This is a genomic window from Rickettsia asiatica (genome assembly GCF_007989425.1).
In the GTDB taxonomy this organism is placed as follows: domain Bacteria; phylum Pseudomonadota; class Alphaproteobacteria; order Rickettsiales; family Rickettsiaceae; genus Rickettsia; species Rickettsia helvetica.
In genome coordinates this window covers 226,997-249,251 of record NZ_AP019563.1, presented here as the reverse complement: position 1 = coordinate 249,251, position 22,255 = coordinate 226,997, and the positions used below count along the sequence as shown (strand labels likewise).

Here is a 22,255-nt window from a genome sequence, read left to right as displayed (position 1 = left end):
AGCAACTCTATAAATTTTCTTTAATCTACTGCGGCTTGCAGAATATTTTAATACTTTAAAATAAATTCACATTCTATATCTTAATAGACATTAACTAATTAGTTGACTTTTATTTCAAATTACCATAAAATATGGTTACAGGTTAAAAAAGAGATAGATATGTCTAAGCACAAAAATTCTAAACATATTAGCACTAAAAAACTTGCTTATATAGGGTTAGACCTCGCATATAAAACAGATGATTTAAATATTTATAATCTAGAAACATCAAAGGTCAATGAACAATTAACAGATAGCGGCTGGGAAATACTGACTGCTTCATGTGATCATATCAGCACTGCTAAATATGGTTATAAAGCCGTCGCATTTATAAATAAAAAAACTCAAGAAGTTCATATTGCTAGTGCCGGCACAAAATTCAATATATATGATTTATTAGACGATGGACTTATCACTCTTCACTATTTACCTACTAAACTAACTCCGCTTCAGGATTTTATTAATGAAGTAATTAACAAATTAGGCAGTTTAAGTAAAGCCGCAGAATATAGTTTTAATACTAGCGGTCATTCACTTGGAGCAATAATTGCAGATTTAACCTCAGTAGAAATACATTCTCGCAACTTACATTTTAATAAATCTACAACTTTTGACAGCCCTGGCTCAAAACCGATAATTGTAAGAGCCATCGAAAAAAATTTATTTACCGGAAAAGTAACAACTCCAATAGAAGAGCTAGCTACCCATTTCAAGATATATAATGCAAAACATAATCTTATTAATATTACTAATAAGCATTTGGGAAAAACAACAATGGTACTTCCTGGTAAAAAAACAGAACTATCACAATCAGAAGAATGGGCATCATATTTATATAATTTTGCCAAACAAAAAGTTACAAAATACCTAGGAATTAATGGAATAGTCGAAGGCTTTGAGGAAATAATAGCCGGAATCAGTAAACATGGACTTGTTAATTTCTCTGATTTGAAACAGAATATTACTTTAACCATAGATGATTGGGAAGCAGAAATACAAAAATATGCTAAAAATACTCTAAATTTAAAAAATAATTTATATAATCAAATAGTTGAAACTGGAGCTAATTTAGTTGAGATGTATAATGATTTTCAAAGCTGCAGTCAAGAATATGCTCAAGAAGTCAAAACAACAGGAGATATGAGTAATTATCATCTATATCCTCTAGTATGTTAAATAAAAAAATAACATATATAATCAATTTATATAAAAGGCGGAAACCACCTTTCACCTTTCATATTCATTATTTCTTATTTAGAGCAACTAAATAGATTTCCGTAGATTCGCTGCGGCTGGATGAAGGTTTAAAATGTTTCACCGTTCTAAATTCACGCTTCACTTTATTTAATAATTCGTTTTCTGCACCGCCACGAAAAATTTTAGCAATAAAATGACCGGAGGGTTTTAGTACTTTTAAAGCAAATTCAAAAGCTTGCTCACATAAAAGTAAGGTTCTTATATGGTCTGTAGCTTTATGACCTATGGTATTTGATGCCATATCACTCATTACTATATCAGCTTTACCGTCTAAAGCCTGAATAATTAATTCTTCCGTATCTTCTTCAAAAAAGTCCTTTTGAAGAAATTCAACTCCAGCAATAGGTTCGATTTCTAATAAATCGATAGAGATTATTTTATTATTTAGGTTATTATCCGAAGCTTTAATAAGCTTGGAAGCTACTTGACTCCATCCCCCAGGGGCTGCCCCTAAATCAACAATTTTCATGTTAGGAGTAAAAAGTTTAAATTTTTCATGAATTTCAAGTAGTTTATATGCAGCTCTCGACCTAAAGCCTTCCATGCGTGCTTTTGCAACATACGGATCGTTTAATTGTCGTTTTAACCAGTTATTAGAGGAAACGGTACGTTTTTTAGAAGTCTTAACTCTAACAAATTTATTTCTATAACCGCTTAAATTATTTGTCATGGGATTTTTTTATTTTCCTTTGCTATTTTATCTAATACGGAATTAACAAAACCGATCTCGTGTTCATTTAACATGTCATTTGCTATGTCCGTATATTCGTTGATTACTACTTTAGCAGGCGTAGTAGGGCAAAATAATAGCTCACATATACCGGCACGCAATAAAGCTCGGAGTAAGATCGGCATATGTGCAGGATCTTTATCATTTGTTAAATGATTGTCGATAATTTCGTCTAGTTTATTAATATTTTCAAATACTGACTTTACTAGCATTTTAAAATGACTTATACTTAATGATATTTTTAAATTCTCCGGTAAATCTGTTATATAATTATTATTTTGATAAAAAGAAAGTACATTTTGCATAATGTCATCTATATCTTCGTTATTTTGCAATATGTTTTGATAAATAGCTTGTACTGCTGCAATACGTGCAATCGACTTTTTATTAATTTTATTTGAACTCATAGAGAAAAGAAATTTAAAATTTAATTTTCGTCATTGCGAGTGAGTATTGCTTGCGTGTATCAGTTTCACCGTCATTGCGAGGAAAAATTGAAAATTGTGACGAAGCAATCCAGTAAAAAATTCTGTAAATCAGAATTTTTTATTATTTTTTCTGGATTGCCACGCTCCTTTCAGTCGCTCGCAATGACGATGTGGCATCCACGCAGGCAATACACCCACTCACAATGACAAAATGATATCTGTAACCTTGCAATTTATACCTTAAAATAATTTATTAGTAAACTTATAAAATTTTTATGTTATCTATAATCGGATTTATTATAACCATCAGTATCTTGGTATTTATCCATGAGTTTGGGCATTATTACATTGCTAGATATTTTAATGTAAAAGTTGAGGAGTTCTCGATAGGTTTCGGTAAAGAACTAATAGGTATTACCGATAAACAAGGAGTTAGGTGGAAGATTTGTCTTATACCGCTTGGCGGCTATGTCAAGATTTACGGCTATGATCGCAACCTTATGGATAAGACTAAAGAAGTTAACGAAAAAGTAGCTTTTTATGCTAAATCTTGTTTAGAACGTTTTTTAATAGTTGCAGCAGGTCCGTTAATTAATTATTTACTTGCCATAATAATATTTGCAGGTTTTTATTGTTACTTTGGCAAAACAGAGATTCCTCCTATAATAGGTGATGTAGTAGCTTCATCACCGGCAGAGAGAGCAGACTTAAGAGAAGGAGATAAAATTGTTAAGGTTAACGATAAATCTGTTAAAGATTTCGGGGATGTGCAGAAAGAAATATTAATTAACGGCTTTAGTTCTTCTACTTTAACTATAGAAAGAAAAAATGAGGAATTTATCGTTAATATAATGCCTCAAGAAATAATTATATCGCCTCCCGAAGAAAAGAAAGTTAAGAAAACTCTTCGCATCGGTATTATAGCTAAAAATGAACCTATTCATACTAAAATAGGAGTTTTAGGAGGATTTTGGGAAGCTATTAATACTACTATAGATATGTCTGCTTTAACTCTAAAAGCAATATCGCAAATGATTGTAGGAAAACGTTCATTCGATGAGATAGAAGGACCGGTAGCTATTGCTAAAGAGTCAGGACAATCTATAGCGGGGGGAAGCCAAATGTATCTATTATTTATAGCAATGCTTTCCGTTAATTTAGGGTTACTTAACTTACTACCTATACCGGTGCTTGACGGCGGACATTTAGTATTTATATTATATGAAGCAATTACAGGTAAATTACCGAATCCTAAGACTAAAAATATTTTGTTACAATTAGGAGCAATAATCATAATTTTTCTTATTATAATTTCTGTTTCCAACGATATACAAAATTTGTTTTCTTAAATAATAGATTTACTTGCTCTGACTAATATTATCCACTATAGTGGAGTACATTAATTATGTTTAAATGCATTAGTGTAGGAGAACTTTATCGTCATTGCGAGCAGCCGTAGGCTGCGTGGCAATCCAGAAAAAATAATAAAAAAATTCTGTAAGTCAGAATTTTTTACTGGATTGCTTCGTCAAAACTTACAGTTTTTCCTCACAATGACGATGAATTTGTAGCTAATGCATTAAACCATAGAATATTTAAATCTTAAAGAAGGTTTTAGGTGAAAATCAGATCAATTAGTAAGTTAATAATTTTATTATTAACGATTTTTTATTATCATATTTCATTAGCTGACTCTGTAATTCGTAAAATAACTATCGAAGGTAACCATAGGGTTGAGCGTTCTACTATTGAGAGCTATTTAAAGCTTAAGGTAGGAGAAACCTATAATAATTCTAAAGAAGATGAAGCAATAAAACGTTTATATGCCACCTCACTTTTTAGAAATATAAATATGCATATAACAAATGAGGGTAATTTAATAGTCAATGTTACTGAAACACCTTTTATAAGTAGCGTAGTATTTAGCGGTAATTCTAAAATCAAAACTAATATGCTCGCTAAAGAAATTTATACAATATCGGGCGAATCTCTTAGCCAAGCTAAAATTGAATTAGATGTAAAGAAAATATTAGAAATTTATAAACGTAGCGGATGTTTTGCTACTACAGTAACACCTAAAATCGAAAATTTAGAAAACACCAGAGTTAAGGTTATTTTTGATATAGCAGAAGGACCAAAAACCGGTATTAAATATATTTATTTTAGCGGCAATGAAAATTATAGTGATTCAGAACTTAAATCTATTGTTTTAACTAAAGAATCTCGTTGGTTTCGTTTTTTAGAAAGTAACGATACTTACGATCCTGATAGAGTGGAGTATGATAAAGAATTACTAAGAGGGTTTTATCAATCTGTAGGTTTTGCAGATTTTAGAGTAATTTCGGCATCGGCAGAACTCAATAATACTAAAGAATATTTCACCCTTACCTATTCCATTGAAGAGGGAGAAAAATATAGCTTCGGTAATGTTACGATAGACAATAAATTAACTAATATAGATATAACACCGCTTAATAAAATTGTTAATATTAAGCAAGGCAAGGTTTTCAATATGAAAATGGTTGATGATATAGCTGAAAAAATCGGAGAATATTTTACAGCGAACGGTTACCCTGCGGTAAATGTTTATCCGGATATAATGAAAAATGCTCATCATACTGCAGATATTAAATTTATTATTGAGAAAGCCGATAAGGTTTATATTAATAAAATTAATATTATTAATAACCTTAAAACTGAAGACCATGTTATAAGAAGAGAATTTAAAACAGAAGAAGGTGATATAATTAACCGTTCATATATTGAAAAAGGTGAGCGTAATCTTAGAAATTTAGATTATTTTGAGAAAGTAGCAATTAGCTTAGCTCCAACTAAAGCTAAAGATAAATATGATGTTAACGTTGAAGTTGATGAAAAATCTACTTCCTCTATAGGTTTTGATTTAGGATATAATACTGCCGGCGGCTTATTCGGACGTTTCTCTTTCCTAGAGCGTAATTTAGTCGGTACCGGTACACTGCTTAATGCCGGTGTACAAGTAAGTAAAAACACTACAAGCTATTACGGCGGTATTACCGAACCACACTTTTTAGATCGTGATTTATCACTTGGCGTAAACGCATTTAGAAACTATACAGGACGTGGTGCTAGCGTATTAAATACAACTGATCAAAGCTATAAGTTACACTCTATAGGAGTTAAAACTTCTCTTGGTTATGAAATTAAAGAGGATTTAGGTCACGAAATAGATTATTTAATCAAACGTGATATTCTAAGTGCTCCTACTCCATCAAGTTCAATATTTTTACAAGAACAAATGGGAAGATTCATTACTTCTGCTATAGGACATACTATTACTTATGATCAAACCGATAATAAAATTGTTCCAAAGAACGGTTATTTAGTAAGCGGCACACAAGAATTTGCCGGCGTTGGAGGTGATAACAAATATATAAAACATGAAATTGACTGTAAATATTATAAATCTTTTATACATAACAAGCTTACTTTAAAATTATCTGCTTCCGGTGGTGATATTGCAGGGCTTGGAGGAAAAATTATTAGAATTTCCGATCGCTTTAATTTAGGTGATTATAGTTTAAGAGGCTTTGCAAGCGGTGGGGTTGGACCTCGTGAAAAGGTCACTAATGAAGGACTTGGCGGGGAGCGATATTATACATTTTCAACAGAGCTTAATTTCCCAACACCTGTACCTGAGGAATTTAATTTAACCGGTGCAGTCTTTATGGATTTAGGAAGCGTTGGGGGAGTAGGTCTAAATAAGAAACAATATCAAACTCCAAACGGTTTTTATAACGATAAATCGCTTAGAGCTTCTGTTGGTTTCGGCTTTATTTGGGTAACACGTTTTGCACCGATCAGAATGGATTGGGGCTTCCCGGTTAAGAAGAAGAAATATGATGATACACAGCACTTCCATTTAAGATTTTCGACGCATCTTTAAATTATAACATTACTGCATGGATACCAAGTCGTCATTGCGAGCAGCTATAGGCTGCGTGGCAATCCATAAAAAGTAACAAAAAATGCTAAAATTAGCATTTTTATACTGGATTGCTTCGTCGAAACTTACAGTTTCTTCTCGCAATGACAAGGAAACAAGCTGTAAGAGCAATATTCATACAATTTCTAATTCAGCATAATATAATAATATTTTCAGCCGATGTAGCTCAGCTGGTAGAGTGGCGCATTCGTAATGCGTAGGTCTGGGGTTCAAATCCCCACATTGGCACCATTTTCTAAATAAAACTATAGCCCTATTTTGTGACAGGTGTGGTAGAACCTGATATACTAATAATGTATAGAAAAACGCATTCGTGTCATACCGTGGTCAAACCACGGTATCCAGAAAAATAACTTAAAATACTAATAATTTATCATCACTATCAATCCAAGTGGTCAAAAAGTCCAGCACCTAAAGCGGCTTTAAAAAATATCCTTATGAAAAATAACCTAATAAAAACAAATGGTAAAATTATAAAATAGTATAAGGTATAAAAATATATGATAACTAATGAGGAAGAATTCAAAAAATAGCCTGAAGTAGCTAATTTTCCGGAATGGAAAAAATCTTTTTACTATATTATCCATGTAGGCATGTACGAAAATTATGAGGAAGCAATGAATTATATTATAAAAAATTTGAAAAATCCTGAAGAATTATTGCAAGCTGCAGCCATTCAAGCTTTAGACATTGTGGTTCGTAGATTTAACAATATTAAAGGAGAGTTGATATTACCTATATTATTTAAAAATTTGAGAAGTGATAGTGAACGAATAAAATATGAAACTATTGATACTTAGGAACAATTACTTACCGTGTAGTGGGGTTAAGAAGAAAAATTTGCCTAGAATACTTTAAAAATGGTATTGATTTTTTACTAGAACAGAACTAAAAAAGTATACTGATAAGTCTTTAATATATTCCTTAAATGATAAAGAAGAAAAAATAGCATTTATTTTAAGTTTCTGTCAAAACTCTTCAAATTATAATGAAGCATTAGAGGTTTGTTTATATTCTCTATAAGAAGAAAATGAAGATATCTATATAGCAGCTTTTCAGGGATTAAACTATATAGTAATCAGATTCCAAAAAATAAATTTTGATGTAATATTACCGCTTATTAAGAAATTTTTAAAGCTTGCTGAAAGCCGTGTTTGTGATTATGCTGAAGCACTTTTAGTTGATATAGCAATTATGATACCTGACTTAAGAGAAAAAGTAATACCTTTTTTGAAAAAAACAAAATCACCTTACTTAAAAGAGATACAAGCATTAAATCATTGAATATTGCTTATTGCATAATTAGAAATTTTCAATAGCGATAGAGAAAGTAACGGAGTTAGCAGTAAAGGCTGTAAATGACAATGCATTATCCGGCTTAGAGCAGAAGATAGAGAATAAGATAGCGGAGAGCGTTATTATGGCTCTTAATTCTCATAACGGTATACCTTTTTAAGCGGTTACAGCTGTTTAGAGTAGGAATTGTTATTAAAAGCGGTGGTGCAGCAAGCGTGCTTCAACATTACCAAAACCTCGAAGCATACTAGAGTGCTTAACGCACTATCTAGCGGAGTGTTTTGTGCAGCAGGCAGCCATTACTCTGTTGGCGTGTTACTTCATGGAGTGCAGCAGGCGGCAGCAACACTACCATTGATGCAATCTCAAAGATAGAACTGATCCTTGATGACATTAAGGAGCAGGCAATAACGATTATCACAAAAGCGGCAGAGCAAGCAAATGTTAGGCTAAACGGTAAGACAGTAACAAGAGAGCATGATGCCATTCGTGATTCCCTAAGCCATAATATAGGCAAGATTGCAGCAACTGCGGTGATGAACTTTATTAACCGTAAAGTCACCATAGTATTTTAAACTGGATCCCGCTACAAATGAGCTAGGATGACAGGGTGGAATTGATCATGCAACAACACCAATGCTACACGGGAATGACAATAAGGTCTTTTTAAAGAGTTGTGTAAAACAAAACTACTTTTTTAGGCAATTCCATTATACTTTGTAAAGAATTATAAGTTTTTGCTAAAAAATAATATATACTTAGCTTTATATAAAAGATGAAAGCCACCTTTCACCTTTTATATTCAACTGTTTAAGCTGAATAGCAGATTATGTAATAATTCGTTATTCGTGTTAATTAACTATTATCTTTTTTCTTGGAGGAATATAGATTGTTTCATCTTCAGCATGCGAAATCTTTTCTAAAAGTCCGATAAAACGGTCTTTATTAGGTACTAGCTTTACTATCATCCACCCCTCTTCTATTGATTTCTTTATGCGTTCTATATCAGATTTATGTTCTGAAAAAGATATAACTTTTTGTGCTGGATTTTGCATATTGATAAATCAATTATAGTTAATAAATATTAATATTATAGTAAATATTTTTTAATAAATCAATCACATATTTATTATTTGCTAAATATAAATAAAATGATTACCATATATTAGGTCTTGTCTACTTATATCCTAATAAATAGTTTAATTAAAAATTAAAAGTTGTACAACAATTTTTTATTTTAAACACGTATTTTTATGTCACTTATTAACTTTATTTTTAAAAAAACATCTAAAAAAATCTTATATGACAACAATAATTTATAATATTGTTAGGTTCTATATACAAAATTTAATTTAAATCGTATAATTTAATTATGTCAAATGATAATTTACAACCGCCTGCTCTTTCTAAAAAGCAATTATTTGCCTTTTTTAGTATGGTTGTCGGGATGTTTATGTCAGTACTTGATATTCAAATTGTCGCTAGCTCATTATCTGTAATAGCTGCAGGTCTTGCCGCTTCAAGCGATGAACTTTCTTGGGTTCAAACATCATACTTAATAGCTGAAGTTATCATTATTCCTATTACCGGCTTTTTAGCAAGGTTACTTTCTACCAGAATTTCTTATTTTATTGCAGCTTTAGGGTTTACGGTTATGAGCGTATTATGTTCGCTTGCAACTAATATTGAATCCATGATTATCTTTAGAGCATTACAAGGATTTTTTGGTGGTGCTATGATACCGACGGTCTTTAGTACCGTTTTTATAATTTTTCCTGCATCGCAACGTCCTACCGTTACTATCTTAATTGGACTTGTCGTAACTGTTGCCCCTACTTTAGGACCTACGCTCGGCGGATATATTACGGAGATTTTATCATGGCATTTTATGTTTTTATTAAACGTCATACCTGGTATTTTCGTATGCATGGTAGTCTTTTTATATGGGGATTTTGATAAACCAAATTATAAATTACTGAAAAATTTTGATTTTCTCGGTATATTATTAATGGCTTTAACGCTCGGCTTATTACAGTATGTTTTAGAAGAAGGAAACAAAAAAGGTTGGCTTGAGGATAATTTAATATTATTTTTAAGTATTGCAGTAGCTTTAGGTTTTATTTTATTAATCATTAGAGAACTAACCTTTATTAATCCAATTTTAGATTTAAAAACATTTCTTTATAAAGACTTTACTTTTAGTTGCCTTTATTCGTTCGTTATGGGTATCGGATTATACGGGGCAGTATATATATTACCGCTATTTCTCTTTACTATTGCCGGATATGATACATTACAAATCGGGGCTACTATGATGGTGACGGGCGGAGCACAATTTTTATCTGCACCACTCGCCGGTAGAATGCTAGGGCTAGGGGTAGATTTACGCCTGATGCTTATTATAGGGCTTGGAGGGTTTGCTCTTGGATGTCATTTGAATAGTTTTCTAACGCCTGATTCTAAATTTGCTGCATTTGTGCTTCCTCAATTTGTTAGAGGGCTTTCATTAATGTTTTGTTTTATACCGACTAATAATATAGCTCTTGGCAATATGCCAAAAGAAAGAGTAGGCAACGCTAGCGGGCTTTATAATCTTACTCGTAATTTAGGAGGAGCGGTAGGGCTTGCAATAATCAGTACTATACTTACTAATGATACTAAAACCTTTATGCAATATTTATCGGAAAATATCTCGTCTACTTCTATAATGGCATTAGAACAGCTAGATTCTTATACTGCATTATTAAGCAGAAAAGTTCTGAGTCCCGAAAAAGCATCATATTTGTTATTAGCAAACAAATTAAATAATGATGCTTTTGTAATTGCAATAAATAATATATTTAATATGATAGGGCTGTTATTTGTATTTATAATGCTACTGATACCTTTTACTTCAAATATCAAATTAACCGGAAATGTTAATGCTCACTAAAATTAAATTTATATTATATTTTCCTTGGTTATTATTAGAAATATGGAAATCGGCTTTCTCGGTTATTAAAATAATTTGGCAAAGAGAGATAGGGATAGATCCGATTTTTGAATGGATTGACGCAGAAGGACTAGAAGAAATAGGCGAAATAATATATGGTAATTCGATTACTCTAACTCCGGGTACAGTAACACTTGATATAAATAATAATATGTTATTAGTGCATGCACTCAATAAATCATCGATTACCGACCTACAAAGAGGTATAATGATTAAAAAAATTAAGCAGATATTAAACAACTTGAAGTAGAAAATGATATCAGATATAAACACTCTAAAGTATAAAAAAGTTTTACTTAAAGTTTCAGGGGAAGCTTTAATGGGAGACAAGCAATTTGGGCATGAATATGACATAATAAAAAAGATTGCCGGCGATATTAAAGAAGTTATCGATTTAGGAGTAGAAGTCGCTATTGTAGTCGGCGGTGGAAATATTTACCGCGGGATTAATGCAGCACTCATCGGTATGGACCGAGCTTCAGCGGATTATATAGGTATGCTTGCAACGGTGATTAATGCATTAACTTTACAAAACGTTATGGAAAGCCTCAATATCTATACAAGAGTTCTATCGGCTATTCCTATGATGAGCGTATGCGAGCCTTATATTCGCCGCAAAGCTAAAAGACATATGGAAAAAAAACGAGTAGTAATTTTTGCCAGCGGCACGGGTAACCCGTTTTATACAACCGATAGTGCTGCAGTACTTCGTGCAATCGAAATGAATTGCGATATTTTATTAAAGGCAACTCAGGTTGACGGCGTATATGATTCCGACCCTAAAAAAAATCCGGATGCTAAAAAATATTTCACTATTAGCTATAAAGATGTTATAACTAACAACCTGCAAGTCATGGATATGGCAGCTATTGCAGTTGCAAGAGAAAATAAATTACCTATAAGGGTATTTTCAATAAAAGAACAGGGAAATTTTGCTAGAGTAATACAGGATAAAGGGGAATATACGACAATTGAGGAATAATATACTGCTCGTCTTTATAAGAATTATTTTTTCATTTTATCAGGGGTTCGTATCCTCACCGATTAAGTATAGGCTGCGGGTATTCACCCCTCAAAATAAAATCTAATTCTTAAAATACTTCACATATATAAAAATATAATTATTTAGTATGGATAAAATAAAAATGGAGAAAGAGAATTTAAAGAAAAACTTACAAGAAAAGATGGAGAAAGCTCTCAAAGTTTTAGATCATGAGCTTAAAGGGCTGCGTACCGGTAGAGCTTCGGTTCATTTGCTTGATAGCGTAACCGTGGAAGCTTACGGGAGTAAAATGACGCTTTCACAAGTTGCTTCTCTATCAACCCCTGATGCACGAACAATTAACGTGCAGGTTTGGGATAAATCTATGGTATCATCGGTAGAGAAAGAAATTACGATAGCAAATCTCGGCTTAACTCCTGCAACGGACGGTCAATTAATCAGACTGCTGATACCAGCTTTAACTGAAGAAAGACGTAAAGAACTGGTAAAGCTTGCTCATAAATATGGTGAGGATACTAAAATTTCATTACGTAATATTAGAAGAGATGGCAATGAAGAACTTAAAAAGCTAGAAAAAGATAATATTATTGCAAAAGATGAGCATCATAGCTTATCTGAACAAGTACAAAAGTTAACCGATGATTATAGCAGTAAAGTTGACTCGGCAATAAAACAAAAAGAACAAGAAATAATGACTGTTTAATTATATGTTTCTTACTCCTAGAATAGCTCTCGTATTTAAAAAACTTTTTGGCGTCGAAGAAAATAAAGATTTACTTATTTCACTTATTAATTCCGTGGTATCGGAAGAAGATAAAGTAGTAGAGATAACATTATTAAATCCCTATAATTTTCAAAATTTCCAAACAGATAAACTATCGATATTAGATATTAAAGCTAAAAATCAAGACGGGAAAAGATTTAATATTGAAATTCAAATTAGCGATGATCTACATTATGATAAAAGAATTTTATATTATTGGTCAAAAGTTTATGCTGAGCAAATGCAACAAGGATTTCCTTATTCTCAGCTTACAAAAACTATAGCTATTCATATTTTAAATTTTGAGATTATAGCCGCAGCAGAAAATTATCACAATGTTTTTCATATTATGGAAAATAAATCAAAAAATAAATATTTTCATGATTTTGAGATACATACTCTTGAATTAACAAAATTTACTTCTGATTCTGATGAATTAAAGGATATCATAGGCAAAGTTAAAAATTCGTTAGATAGATGGCTAGCTTTTTTAAGTAGAAATGACTTATTAAGTAAAGATAATTTACCGGAAGAACTTGATGATATTCATATTAAAAAAGCTTTGGAAGTTATGGAAATAATGAGCTTTAATGAAACTGAACGTGTAGCTTATGAAGATCATTTAAAATGGTTTAGAGATAAATATAGCGTTATCGAATCTGCCAAAGAAGAAGGACTGATGGAAGGTATAGCGGAAGGATTTAAAAAAGGGATAGAGAAGGGAGAAAAAGATAAAACTATTCAAGTAGCAAAAGAAATGTTAGCAGATAATGAGAACCTATAGATAAAATAGTTAAATATATGATGTTCACTAAAGAAGAAATTGAAAGATTATAATTATGTTTGAGTTTATTGAAACAGGACTTGCTATTAAAAAACTTTATCAATATGTAAAATCTGAAGTAGTAGATCAGGATTTTTGGGCTTTTTCAGCCAATGATTATCTTAAGCTACCTGGAAGAAGATCGCAACAGAAAATGGTATGTATTAAATCCTGATAAACTAAATAATAAGCATTCACAAGATCCATCCGCTTTTATTGTGGATGAAGATGAAAAGGATGCAATGATCCGAGCAGTAAAATTTGTTAATGAGACTACAAATTCTTTACCTGCAGACTCATCTTTTTTAGAAAGATTGCTTTATACAAAAAACTTTATCCCTCCATGTTTTTTTAGCGATAAAACAGTAAAAAATAACGACAGTTCGGTTGTAAGTATAAACTCTACGGCAAAAAATGAAAATATGAGCGAATAATGATAACAAAAGAAGAAGCACAGAAAATAGCAAAATTAGCTAGATTAAAATTTGAAGAAGATACTGTAGAAAAATTTTCTACTCAGCTTAGTACTATTATGGATATGATCGATATTTTAAATGAAATAGATTGCAAAGATATAGAGCCTTTAACTTCGGTTTCTAATATGAATGCTAGAATGCGAGAGGATGAAGTTACGAGTTCTGATTTATCAAATAAATTATTTGATAATGTAAGCGGAAATAGTGCTCAGCTTGCTAAAGCAGTAAAATATTTTATCACTCCAAAGATTGTTAAATAATTATGACGGAACTAAACAAATTAACAGTAGCAGACAGTGTAAAAGGTCTAAAAAATAAAGATTTTACAAGTAAGGAATTAGTTAATGCACATATTAAACAAATAGAAAAGCATAAAAACCTAAATGCTTATGTTACCGAAACTTTTGATTTAGCTTTAAAACAGGCTGAAGCAGCCGATCAAAATTATGCTCAAAATAAAGCAAGAACCCTTGAAGGTATCCCGTTTGCCGCTAAAGATCTTTTCTGTACGAAAGGAATTAGAACTACGGCATGTTCTAATATACTGAAAAATTTTATACCTAATTATGAATCAAGCGTTACACAAAATATTTTTGATAAGGGCGGTGTGATGCTCGGCAAAACTAATATGGATGAATTTGCGATGGGTTCAGCAAATATTACTAGTTGTTTTGGAAATGTAATTAGCCCTTGGAAAGCAAATGATGATAATGCAGATTTAGTTCCAGGCGGTTCTTCAGGCGGTTCAGCTGCGGCAGTTAGCGGCTTCATGGCATCCGCTGCTCTTGGTAGCGATACGGGCGGCTCGGTACGTCAACCTGCAAGCTTTACGGGTTTAGTTGGATTTAAACCGACATACGGACGTTGCTCAAGATACGGGATGGTATCGTTTGCTAGCTCACTTGATCAAGCAGGGATATTTACTAGAAGCGTTTTAGACAGTAGCATTATGCTTGAAGTGATGATGGGGCTTGACGAAAAAGATTCTACTTCGATTAAAGCAGAAGTTCCAGAGCTACAATCCGCTATCGGAAGTTCTATGAAAAATATGAAGATAGGCGTACCTCTTAGCCTTGGTGAAGGCGGTATTATTGAACCTGATATTATGAAAATGTGGCAGGATACCATAGAGCTACTTAAAAACGCCGGTGCTGAAATAGTTGATATTACTTTGCCGCATGCTAAATACGGTGTTGCCGTTTATTACGTAATAGCACCGGCTGAAGCTTCTTCAAATTTATCTAGATATGACGGTGTTAGATACGGTCTTCGGGTAGAACGTGAAAATATGGCGCTTGACGAAATGTATGAAATGACTAGATCAGCCGGATTCGGGGAGGAAGTAAAACGCCGTATTATGATTGGAACATATGTGCTTTCATCTAGTTGTATGGATGCATATTATCTAAAAGCTCAAAAAGTACGTCGTTTAGTTGCAAACGATTTTAATAATGCTTTTGCAAAAGTTGACGCCATTTTGTTACCTGCAGCACCGACCGAAGCTTTTAAGATCGGTGAAAAACAAAATGATCCGACTATTATGTATTTAAACGACTTATTCACTATTCCTGCAAGTTTAGCCGGTTTACCTTGTGCATCGGTTCCTGCTGGATTATCGGCACGAGGTTTACCTCTTGGGATGCAGATTATAGGTAAACAATTAGACGAATATAATGTTTTGAAAGTAGCATCGATAATTGAGTCAGGTGTAAAACATATTAAATTTGAGCCAAAGGGTTTTTAATTATGGCATATATTGAAGGTAATACAGGGAAATGGGAATATGTAATAGGGCTTGAAATCCATGCTCAAATTTCCTCAAAATCTAAGCTTTTTTCAGGCAGTAGTACTATTTTTGCAGCAAGTCCAAATTCGCAGGTTTCCTATGTTGATGCAGCAATGCCCGGGATGTTACCGGTATTAAATAAGCATTGTGTACACCAAGCAATTAAAACAGGGCTTGGGCTTAAAGCTAAAATAAATAAATATTCGGTATTTGATCGTAAAAATTATTTTTATGCCGATCTGCCGCAAGGTTACCAAATTTCACAATTTTACTATCCTATAGTACAAAATGGCACTATGGAAATACCGACTAGTACCGGCGATCTTAAAACTATTCGTATTAACCGTTTGCATTTGGAGCAAGATGCGGGTAAATCTATGCATGATCAATCACCACATTACAGCTTTATCGATTTGAATCGTGCCGGTATTGGGCTTATGGAAATTGTGACCGAACCTGATATATCATCACCAGAAGAAGCGGCTGAATTTGTAAAAAAGCTGAGAAATTTGTTACGTTATATCGGCAGCTGTGACGGTGATATGGAAAAAGGCTCGATGCGTTGTGATGCTAATGTTTCAGTAAGACGTAGCGGCGAGCCACTAGGTACAAGATGCGAAATTAAAAATATTAATTCAATTCGTAACATCATTAAAGCAATAGAATTTGAAGCTAAAAGACAAGTAAACTTACTTGAAAACGGTGAAGCAATAATTCAAGAAACACGCTTATTTAATGCCGATAGCGGCGAAACAAGAACTATGCGTTTAAAAGAAGAAGCACTGGATTATAGATATTTTCCTGATCCCGATTTATTACCACTTGTTATTTCTGATGAGTTAATAAACGAGCTAAAAGCAAACTTACCTGAGCTACCTGATCAAAAGATTGAGAAATATACGAAGGAATTTGGCTTAAGTAAATATGATGCCGAAGTAATAGTAGCCGATGAATCAGTTGCTGAGTATTTTGAGAAAGCAGCAAATGAATGTAACCCTAAAATGCTTACTAATTGGCTAACTAGTGAGTTGTTCGGACAATTAAACAAAGCATCGATAGGAATAAATGAATGCAAAATTACTCCTAGTAACTTTGCAAAACTGGTAAAATTAATAGAAAATGATACTATTTCCGGTAAAATTGCAAAAACCGTTTTTGAAATTATGTTTGAAACCGGTAAAGCACCTGATAAAATAGTAGAGGAAAAAGGACTTGTACAAGTTTCGGATAATAACGTGCTAAACACGGTAATTGACGAGGTAATAGCTGAAAATCCTGAATCAGTAGAGGGATATAGAAGTGGTAAGGATAAATTATTCGGTTTCTTTGTAGGGCAGGTAATGAAAAAAACCAGCGGTAAGGCTAATCCGACGCTTGTGAATCAGCTTTTAAAGGAGAAATTGAGTTCTTGATGTTTTCTCTATACCAAATGTCATACCGCAATCAAGTCGGCTTTGTTGTGTGGATCAAAAAACGCGTTCAATGTCATTCCCACGTGGCCTTGTTGCATGGATCAGTAAAATCCACTGTGTCACCCCGTGGTCAAGCCACGGTATGACACCGAACGGATTTTTCAAGCCATGCAACAAGGCTGATCAAATCGTGGGATGACACAGGACATACTCAAACTTAAAACATTATTTTTATGAAATTTCTGAAAATATTTTTACTATCTTTCTTACTAGTTTCTTGTGATAAAAAAGAAACGGAAAAAACTTTAATAGTCGGTACTGCCGCAGATAATCCTCCTTATGAATTCATCCAAGACGGAGAGATTGTTGGGATTGATATTGATATTATCAAAGCAATAAGCGAACGTCTAAATAAAAAAGTTATCATAAAAAACTTCGACTTTAACGGTTTACTTGCAGCTTTGGTTAGTGAAAATATTGATGTTGCGGTGGCGGAGCTTTCCGTAACACCGGAGCGTGCCGAATATATCAGCTTTTCCGATAATTACGCTACTGCAAGATTTGCCATAATATATAGAACAGGTGATAATATACAAGGTAGCAAAGATCTAGAGAATAAAATAGTAGGAGTACAGCTCGGTAGTGTTTTAGAAAAAAAAGCACAAGATCTATCACAGACGATGAATATTAAAGTTCATTCTTTAGCAAATCATTTAATGTTAGTTGAAGAATTAAAAGCCAGAGTCATAGATGCTATTATTTCTGAGGAATTTCAAGGCAAAAAATTAAAAGAAAATAATTCAAATTTAGAAAGCAGTACTTTAGAAAAATTTTCATCCGATTTTGCTATAGGTATGTCTAAAAACTCAGGACTAATTAATGAAATTAATGAGGCAATCGATTCATTAAAAAAAGACGGAACCATTAACAAAATTATGAAAAAATGGTTGGGACAGTAACAGAAAGTCAATTTAAAGATGCTATGAGCCGATTCCCTCAGGGAGTGACTGTTATAACAACAAATTGTAACAACGAGCTTTTTGGCTTTACTGCCAGTTCTTTTACTTCCGTATCTTTAAAACCGCCGTTAATATTATTTTGCCTTAATAAAAACTCTTTTAGTATAAACAGTTTTCAAAAAAGTGATAAGTTTGCAGTTAGTATGTTAGCAGATAATCAAATTGATATCTCAAAACATTTTGCTAAATCACAACCTAATAAATTTACAAAAATTGATTATGAGCTTGGCAATAAAACCGATTGTCCTTTAATAAACGGTGCAACTTGTCATATAGAATGTAATAAATATGCTTCTTACGATGCCGGTGATCATGTTATATTTATCGGTGAAGTAATAAATACCGCTATTAAAAATGATTTAAAGCCTCTATTATATTTTCATAAATCTTATACTCGTTTAATTTGAAAAATTGGCTACAGCATATTTCAGAAAACTTGATACAAGGGAATTTTGCATGACTCGCCTGTGCTTACGTAGTTTATCTACGCTGTGTAGGCTCGCATTTAAATTCATCTTGTCGTGAAGTTTTCTGAAATATGCTGTACGTTGTCTAATAAGTTCGCAGGTAGCTCACGTATTAATAACTGCTGCCGCTCCTCGCCTTATATACTAATTCCTCTTTTCCAAATTAAGCTTCGTCTACTTTTACTGTTCATTTATTAGGAGTATATATTATCAATATGATTAATATCGGTCTTAGCGGTTCTACCGGTAAAATGGGAAAGGTTATTGCTGAAAGAATAGATAAATTTAAAGATTGCAAAATTTCAGCAAAATTCAATAGTACTAATAATTTAGATAATTTTTGTAAAAATTCTGATGTGATCATCGATTTTTCTACCCCTGAAATATTAGAAAAATTAATTAATTATGCATTAAAACATAATACAAAATTAGTAATCGGAACCACAGGTCTCCAGCCTCAACATTTTAAGCTTTTAGAAAAAGCAGCTCAAACTTTACCTGTTTTATATTCTGCAAATATGAGTATAGGAGCTAATTTGCTTAGCTATCTAGCTAAAGAAGTAATAAAAATACTAGATGATTACGATGTTGAAATTCTAGAAACGCATCACCGTAATAAAAAAGATTCACCCTCAGGAACTGCTGTTATGCTTGCTGAAACAATTGCAAGCGAAAAAGGATTAAATATAATATTTAATCGTGGTAATAGACCAAGAAGCGAAAAAGAAATAGGTATTTCCTCGCTTCGTGGTGGGAATGTTCACGGTATACATGAAATATCTTTCCTAGGTGACGATGAAATAATCACTTTAAAACACGAAGCTCTGAATAAAAATTCTTTTGCCATTGGTGCAATTAAAGCCGCTATTTGGCTACAAGATAAACCTTCTGCTTTATATTCAATGCAAGATATTTATAAAATATAGCTTGAAAAAATACCTTTAAGAGTCTATATTTTATTATATAAATAACATAATCCTAAGGTTACTTATGATCGATTATACAAAAACTTTAACTGCCACCTCAAAAAATAAAACTTTTGATGCAGGCTTAAGAAAATACATGCTTAAAGTATATAATTATATGGCTTTAGCACTTTTACTAACCGGTGTAGCAGCCGTAACGACTATATCAGTTGAGCCTATTTATAATTTAATGTTTCAAACAGGTTTTGGCACTATTATAATGTTTGCTCCGCTCGGTATTGCTTTATATTTTTTTATGGGTTTCGGACGAATGAACCTGCAAACGGCACAAATATTATTTTGGGTTTATGCCGGTTTAACCGGTATGTCGCTTGCATATTTAGCTTTTATTTATACCGGTGCATCAATAGCTCGTACTTTCTTTATTTGCTCTTCTGTTTTTGGAGCAATGAGTTTATACGGTTATAGTACAAGTAGAGATTTAACATCTATGGGTTCATTTTTTGCAATGGGTCTTATAGGTCTTATCATTGCTTCATTAGTCAACTTATTTCTAAAAAGCTCGGCTCTTTCTTTTGCTACTTCTCTTATTGGAATAGTAGTATTTATGGGGTTAATTGCTTGGGACACTCAAAAGATTAAGTCTATGTATTACATGGCAGGAAACGATGAAGTAGGACAAAAGCTTTCTATTATGGCAGCCTTTACTTTATACTTAGATTTTATAAATCTTTTCTTATATTTAATGAGATTTTTAGGCAATAGAAGAGATTAATTAGTATTATTCCTGACTGCTATGTTATTCTCAAAAACGTTGTTGCGTGGATACCAAGAGCTGTCACTGCGAGCAGCCGTAGACTACGTGGTAATCCAGTAAAATAATAAAAATGCTATGCATTTTACTGGATTGCTTAGTCAATTACTTCGTAATTTTCTTCGCAATGACGAAAAAGCCTGTAACAACAACTATAATCCTTACCCCCCTTCCGCATTTTTTCTAGCAGATGGTGAGAGCATAATGCTTAGCTCTTTTAGAGCTTTATCCTCTACATAGCTTGGGGCGTTCATTAGTAAATCTTCAGCCTGTTGGTTTAAAGGAAACGCAATTATTTCTCTTATATTGGTAGCTTGGGCAAGCAGCATAACAATTCGGTCAATTCCTGGGGCTATTCCGCCATGAGGTGGAACTCCAAACTTAAACGCTCTAATCATACCCCCAAATCTCTTATCAACTTCCTCTTCACTATAACCTGCTATGGAAAATGCTTTATACATAATTTCCGGCTTGTGGTTTCTAATAGCACCGCTAGAAAGTTCAATACCGTTACAAACAATATCATATTGGTATGCGGTAAGCTCAAGTAGTTCTTCCGTTGTTTTAGCATTTTCTAAGGCTTCCAAACCACCTTGCGGCATAGAAAACGGATTATGGCTAAAATCAATTTTTCCTGTTTCTTCATTTAACTCATAGAATGGAAAATCGGTAATCCAGCAGAATTTAAAACAATCTTTTTCAAGTAAATTAAGCTCTGCACCAAGTCTTATTCTAACCTTACCGGCAAGTTTAGCAGCTTTCTCTTTCTTATCGCTAGCGAAAAATACAGCATCACCGTTACTTATACCCGCTATAACCTTTAAACTTTCTAATTGCTGCTCGGTTAAAAATTTTGCTACCGGTCCTTTTGCTTCACCAGTTTCACTAAACTGAATATAGCCAAGCCCCCCTGCTCCTTCGGATATTGCAAACTCTATCATTTTATCGAAGAAACTACGAGGCAGTACAGCTGCCTTAGGTGCAGGAATAGCACGAACTATGCTACCCTTTTTAATATTCTCTCTGAAAATCGTAAAATCGGAATCTCTAAATATCTCAGTTACATCGGCAATTATAATAGGGTTACGCAAATCAGGCTTATCAGAGCCGTATTTTAGCATAGATTCATTATATGGAATACGGACGAAGGGAGTCTCTGATACTTTCTTATCCGTAAATTTAGTAAATAAATCATATATCACAGGCTCAATAGTACTAAATACGTCTTCCTGTGTAACAAACGATATTTCTACATCTAGCTGATAAAACTCACCAGGGGATCTATCGGCTCTTGCATCTTCATCCCGAAAACAAGGAGCAATTTGGAAATAACGATCAAACCCTGAAACCATCAAGAGCTGCTTGAATTGCTGAGGTGCTTGCGGTAATGCATAGAACTTACCCGGATGCATTCTACTCGGTACTAAGAAATCCCTAGCACCTTCAGGGGAGCTTGCCGTTAGGATCGGTGTTTGAAATTCGGTAAAACCTCTTGCCGTCATCAAATGACGAATATGAGAAATAATTTGTGAGCGAAGTATTATATTATTATGTAACTTCTCACGTCTAAGATCTAAAAAGCGATGTTTAAGCCTTGAATCTTCCGGAGCGTCTTTTTCGGTATTAATAACAAAAGGTAGAGTACCTGCAGCTGACTCAACAATAAATTCTCCGGCTAATACTTCAATATGACCCGTCGAAAGCATATCATTAATAGTATCGCTTGATCTTGCTACCACTTTTCCAATAACCGTAATTACCGACTCATAACGTAAACGGCTTGCATCCTCCATAAGCTGGGGATTTTGATCAGTAAACACTATTTGAGTTATACCGTAATGATCACGTAAATCTATAAAAACTAGATTCCCGTGATCTCTTCTTCTATGTACCCAACCTGACAATTTAACTTCTTTTTCTACATCGGATATTTGTAATTCATTACAATTATGAGTTCTGTATTTATGCATTTTTATTTTTTTATTATACGATTTCCCCTATATTATATACATAAAACTGTAAATTTTCGCAAATAAAAA

The 22,255-nt window shown here is 33.0% G+C and carries 23 protein-coding genes and 1 tRNA gene; 20 read left to right on the top strand and 4 right to left on the bottom strand.

Annotated elements, in window-relative coordinates; all coding sequences use genetic code 11:
- Positions 1 to 159 precede the first annotated feature (159 nt).
- On the top strand, positions 160 to 1,215 hold the full coding sequence (locus tag RAS_RS01355; protein WP_147141651.1) for a hypothetical protein: 1,056 nt from the start codon (positions 160 to 162) through the stop codon (positions 1,213 to 1,215).
- A gap of 67 nt (positions 1,216 to 1,282) precedes the next feature.
- Here RAS_RS01355 and RAS_RS01350 read toward each other — a convergent pair whose 3' ends face one another.
- The gene (locus RAS_RS01350; RefSeq protein ID WP_147141648.1) at positions 1,283 to 1,966 is read right to left on the bottom strand and encodes an RlmE family RNA methyltransferase; all 684 of its coding nucleotides are present in this window, start codon (positions 1,964 to 1,966) and stop codon (positions 1,283 to 1,285) included.
- On the bottom strand, positions 1,963 to 2,433 hold the full coding sequence (nusB, locus tag RAS_RS01345; protein WP_147141645.1) for a transcription antitermination factor NusB: 471 nt from the start codon (positions 2,431 to 2,433) through the stop codon (positions 1,963 to 1,965). Before nusB ends, RAS_RS01350 begins: the two co-directional genes overlap by 4 nt.
- Positions 2,434 to 2,729: 296 nt before the next feature.
- On the opposite strand from nusB, the gene rseP reads away from it, so the two are divergent.
- The 5 genes from rseP to RAS_RS01320 all read left to right on the top strand — a co-directional run bounded on the left by rseP (position 2,730) and on the right by RAS_RS01320 (position 8,310).
- Entirely contained in the window at positions 2,730 to 3,803 is a 1,074-nt protein-coding gene (gene rseP, locus RAS_RS01340) for an RIP metalloprotease RseP (protein ID WP_147141642.1), read from the top strand.
- A gap of 269 nt (positions 3,804 to 4,072) precedes the next feature.
- Entirely contained in the window at positions 4,073 to 6,379 is a 2,307-nt protein-coding gene (gene bamA / locus RAS_RS01335) for an outer membrane protein assembly factor BamA (protein WP_147141639.1), read from the top strand.
- Between the two features lie 215 nt (positions 6,380 to 6,594).
- Positions 6,595 to 6,670 (top strand) — tRNA-Thr (locus tag RAS_RS01330).
- Between the two features lie 362 nt (positions 6,671 to 7,032).
- A complete protein-coding gene (locus RAS_RS09300; protein WP_232049267.1) occupies positions 7,033 to 7,239 on the top strand; it encodes a hypothetical protein in 207 nt (68 codons plus the stop codon).
- A 777-nt stretch (positions 7,240 to 8,016) separates the two neighbouring features.
- Positions 8,017 to 8,310 carry a hypothetical protein gene (locus RAS_RS01320; RefSeq protein ID WP_147141637.1) on the top strand — a complete coding sequence of 98 codons (294 nt, stop codon included), beginning with the start codon at positions 8,017 to 8,019 and terminating at the stop codon, positions 8,308 to 8,310.
- 276 nt (positions 8,311 to 8,586) lie between these two features.
- Here RAS_RS01320 and RAS_RS01315 read toward each other — a convergent pair whose 3' ends face one another.
- Positions 8,587 to 8,790 carry a DUF2674 domain-containing protein gene (locus RAS_RS01315; protein ID WP_147141633.1) on the bottom strand — a complete coding sequence of 68 codons (204 nt, stop codon included), beginning with the start codon at positions 8,788 to 8,790 and terminating at the stop codon, positions 8,587 to 8,589.
- 317 nt (positions 8,791 to 9,107) lie between these two features.
- Here RAS_RS01315 and RAS_RS01310 point away from each other — a divergent pair, with 317 nt between their 5' ends.
- From RAS_RS01310 to RAS_RS01245, 14 genes are all read left to right on the top strand, one after another.
- Entirely contained in the window at positions 9,108 to 10,667 is a 1,560-nt protein-coding gene (locus tag RAS_RS01310; RefSeq protein WP_147141629.1) for a DHA2 family efflux MFS transporter permease subunit, read from the top strand.
- Entirely contained in the window at positions 10,651 to 10,977 is a 327-nt protein-coding gene (locus RAS_RS08945) for a monovalent cation/H+ antiporter subunit E (protein ID WP_147141625.1), read from the top strand. The genes RAS_RS01310 and RAS_RS08945 overlap by 17 nt, the downstream gene beginning before the upstream one ends.
- Before the next feature lie 3 nt (positions 10,978 to 10,980).
- Positions 10,981 to 11,709 carry a UMP kinase gene (gene pyrH / locus RAS_RS01300; protein ID WP_147141624.1) on the top strand — a complete coding sequence of 243 codons (729 nt, stop codon included), beginning with the start codon at positions 10,981 to 10,983 and terminating at the stop codon, positions 11,707 to 11,709.
- A gap of 163 nt (positions 11,710 to 11,872) precedes the next feature.
- Positions 11,873 to 12,433, top strand: a complete 561-nt coding sequence (frr, locus tag RAS_RS01295; RefSeq protein WP_147143896.1) for a ribosome recycling factor — start codon at positions 11,873 to 11,875, stop codon at positions 12,431 to 12,433.
- Between the two features lie 4 nt (positions 12,434 to 12,437).
- Positions 12,438 to 13,277 (top strand): Rpn family recombination-promoting nuclease/putative transposase, encoded by an 840-nt coding sequence (locus tag RAS_RS01290; RefSeq protein WP_232049266.1) that lies wholly within the window; start codon positions 12,438 to 12,440, stop codon positions 13,275 to 13,277.
- A 55-nt stretch (positions 13,278 to 13,332) separates the two neighbouring features.
- Positions 13,333 to 13,491, top strand: a complete 159-nt coding sequence (locus RAS_RS08435; RefSeq protein ID WP_172616104.1) for a hypothetical protein — start codon at positions 13,333 to 13,335, stop codon at positions 13,489 to 13,491.
- The gene (locus tag RAS_RS01285; RefSeq protein WP_147141622.1) at positions 13,430 to 13,750 is read left to right on the top strand and encodes a hypothetical protein; all 321 of its coding nucleotides are present in this window, start codon (positions 13,430 to 13,432) and stop codon (positions 13,748 to 13,750) included. Before RAS_RS08435 ends, RAS_RS01285 begins: the two co-directional genes overlap by 62 nt.
- On the top strand, positions 13,750 to 14,052 hold the full coding sequence (gatC, locus tag RAS_RS01280; RefSeq protein WP_147141619.1) for an Asp-tRNA(Asn)/Glu-tRNA(Gln) amidotransferase subunit GatC: 303 nt from the start codon (positions 13,750 to 13,752) through the stop codon (positions 14,050 to 14,052). Before RAS_RS01285 ends, gatC begins: the two co-directional genes overlap by 1 nt.
- A 2-nt stretch (positions 14,053 to 14,054) precedes the next feature.
- Entirely contained in the window at positions 14,055 to 15,536 is a 1,482-nt protein-coding gene (gene gatA / locus RAS_RS01275; protein WP_147141616.1) for an Asp-tRNA(Asn)/Glu-tRNA(Gln) amidotransferase subunit GatA, read from the top strand.
- A 2-nt stretch (positions 15,537 to 15,538) separates the two neighbouring features.
- Positions 15,539 to 16,990 carry an Asp-tRNA(Asn)/Glu-tRNA(Gln) amidotransferase subunit GatB gene (gatB, locus tag RAS_RS01270; protein ID WP_147141613.1) on the top strand — a complete coding sequence of 484 codons (1,452 nt, stop codon included), beginning with the start codon at positions 15,539 to 15,541 and terminating at the stop codon, positions 16,988 to 16,990.
- Between the two features lie 233 nt (positions 16,991 to 17,223).
- Positions 17,224 to 17,949 carry an ABC transporter substrate-binding protein gene (locus tag RAS_RS01265; RefSeq protein WP_147141610.1) on the top strand — a complete coding sequence of 242 codons (726 nt, stop codon included), beginning with the start codon at positions 17,224 to 17,226 and terminating at the stop codon, positions 17,947 to 17,949.
- The gene (locus tag RAS_RS01260) at positions 17,934 to 18,416 is read left to right on the top strand and encodes a flavin reductase family protein (RefSeq protein ID WP_147141606.1); all 483 of its coding nucleotides are present in this window, start codon (positions 17,934 to 17,936) and stop codon (positions 18,414 to 18,416) included. Before RAS_RS01265 ends, RAS_RS01260 begins: the two co-directional genes overlap by 16 nt.
- 275 nt (positions 18,417 to 18,691) lie before the next feature.
- The gene (dapB, locus tag RAS_RS01250; RefSeq protein WP_147141600.1) at positions 18,692 to 19,402 is read left to right on the top strand and encodes a 4-hydroxy-tetrahydrodipicolinate reductase; all 711 of its coding nucleotides are present in this window, start codon (positions 18,692 to 18,694) and stop codon (positions 19,400 to 19,402) included.
- A gap of 64 nt (positions 19,403 to 19,466) precedes the next feature.
- Positions 19,467 to 20,177, top strand: a complete 711-nt coding sequence (locus tag RAS_RS01245; protein ID WP_147141598.1) for a Bax inhibitor-1/YccA family protein — start codon at positions 19,467 to 19,469, stop codon at positions 20,175 to 20,177.
- A gap of 200 nt (positions 20,178 to 20,377) precedes the next feature.
- Here RAS_RS01245 and aspS read toward each other — a convergent pair whose 3' ends face one another.
- Positions 20,378 to 22,186, bottom strand: a complete 1,809-nt coding sequence (aspS, locus tag RAS_RS01240) for an aspartate--tRNA ligase (protein ID WP_147141595.1) — start codon at positions 22,184 to 22,186, stop codon at positions 20,378 to 20,380.
- Between the last annotated feature and the right edge of the window lie 69 nt (positions 22,187 to 22,255).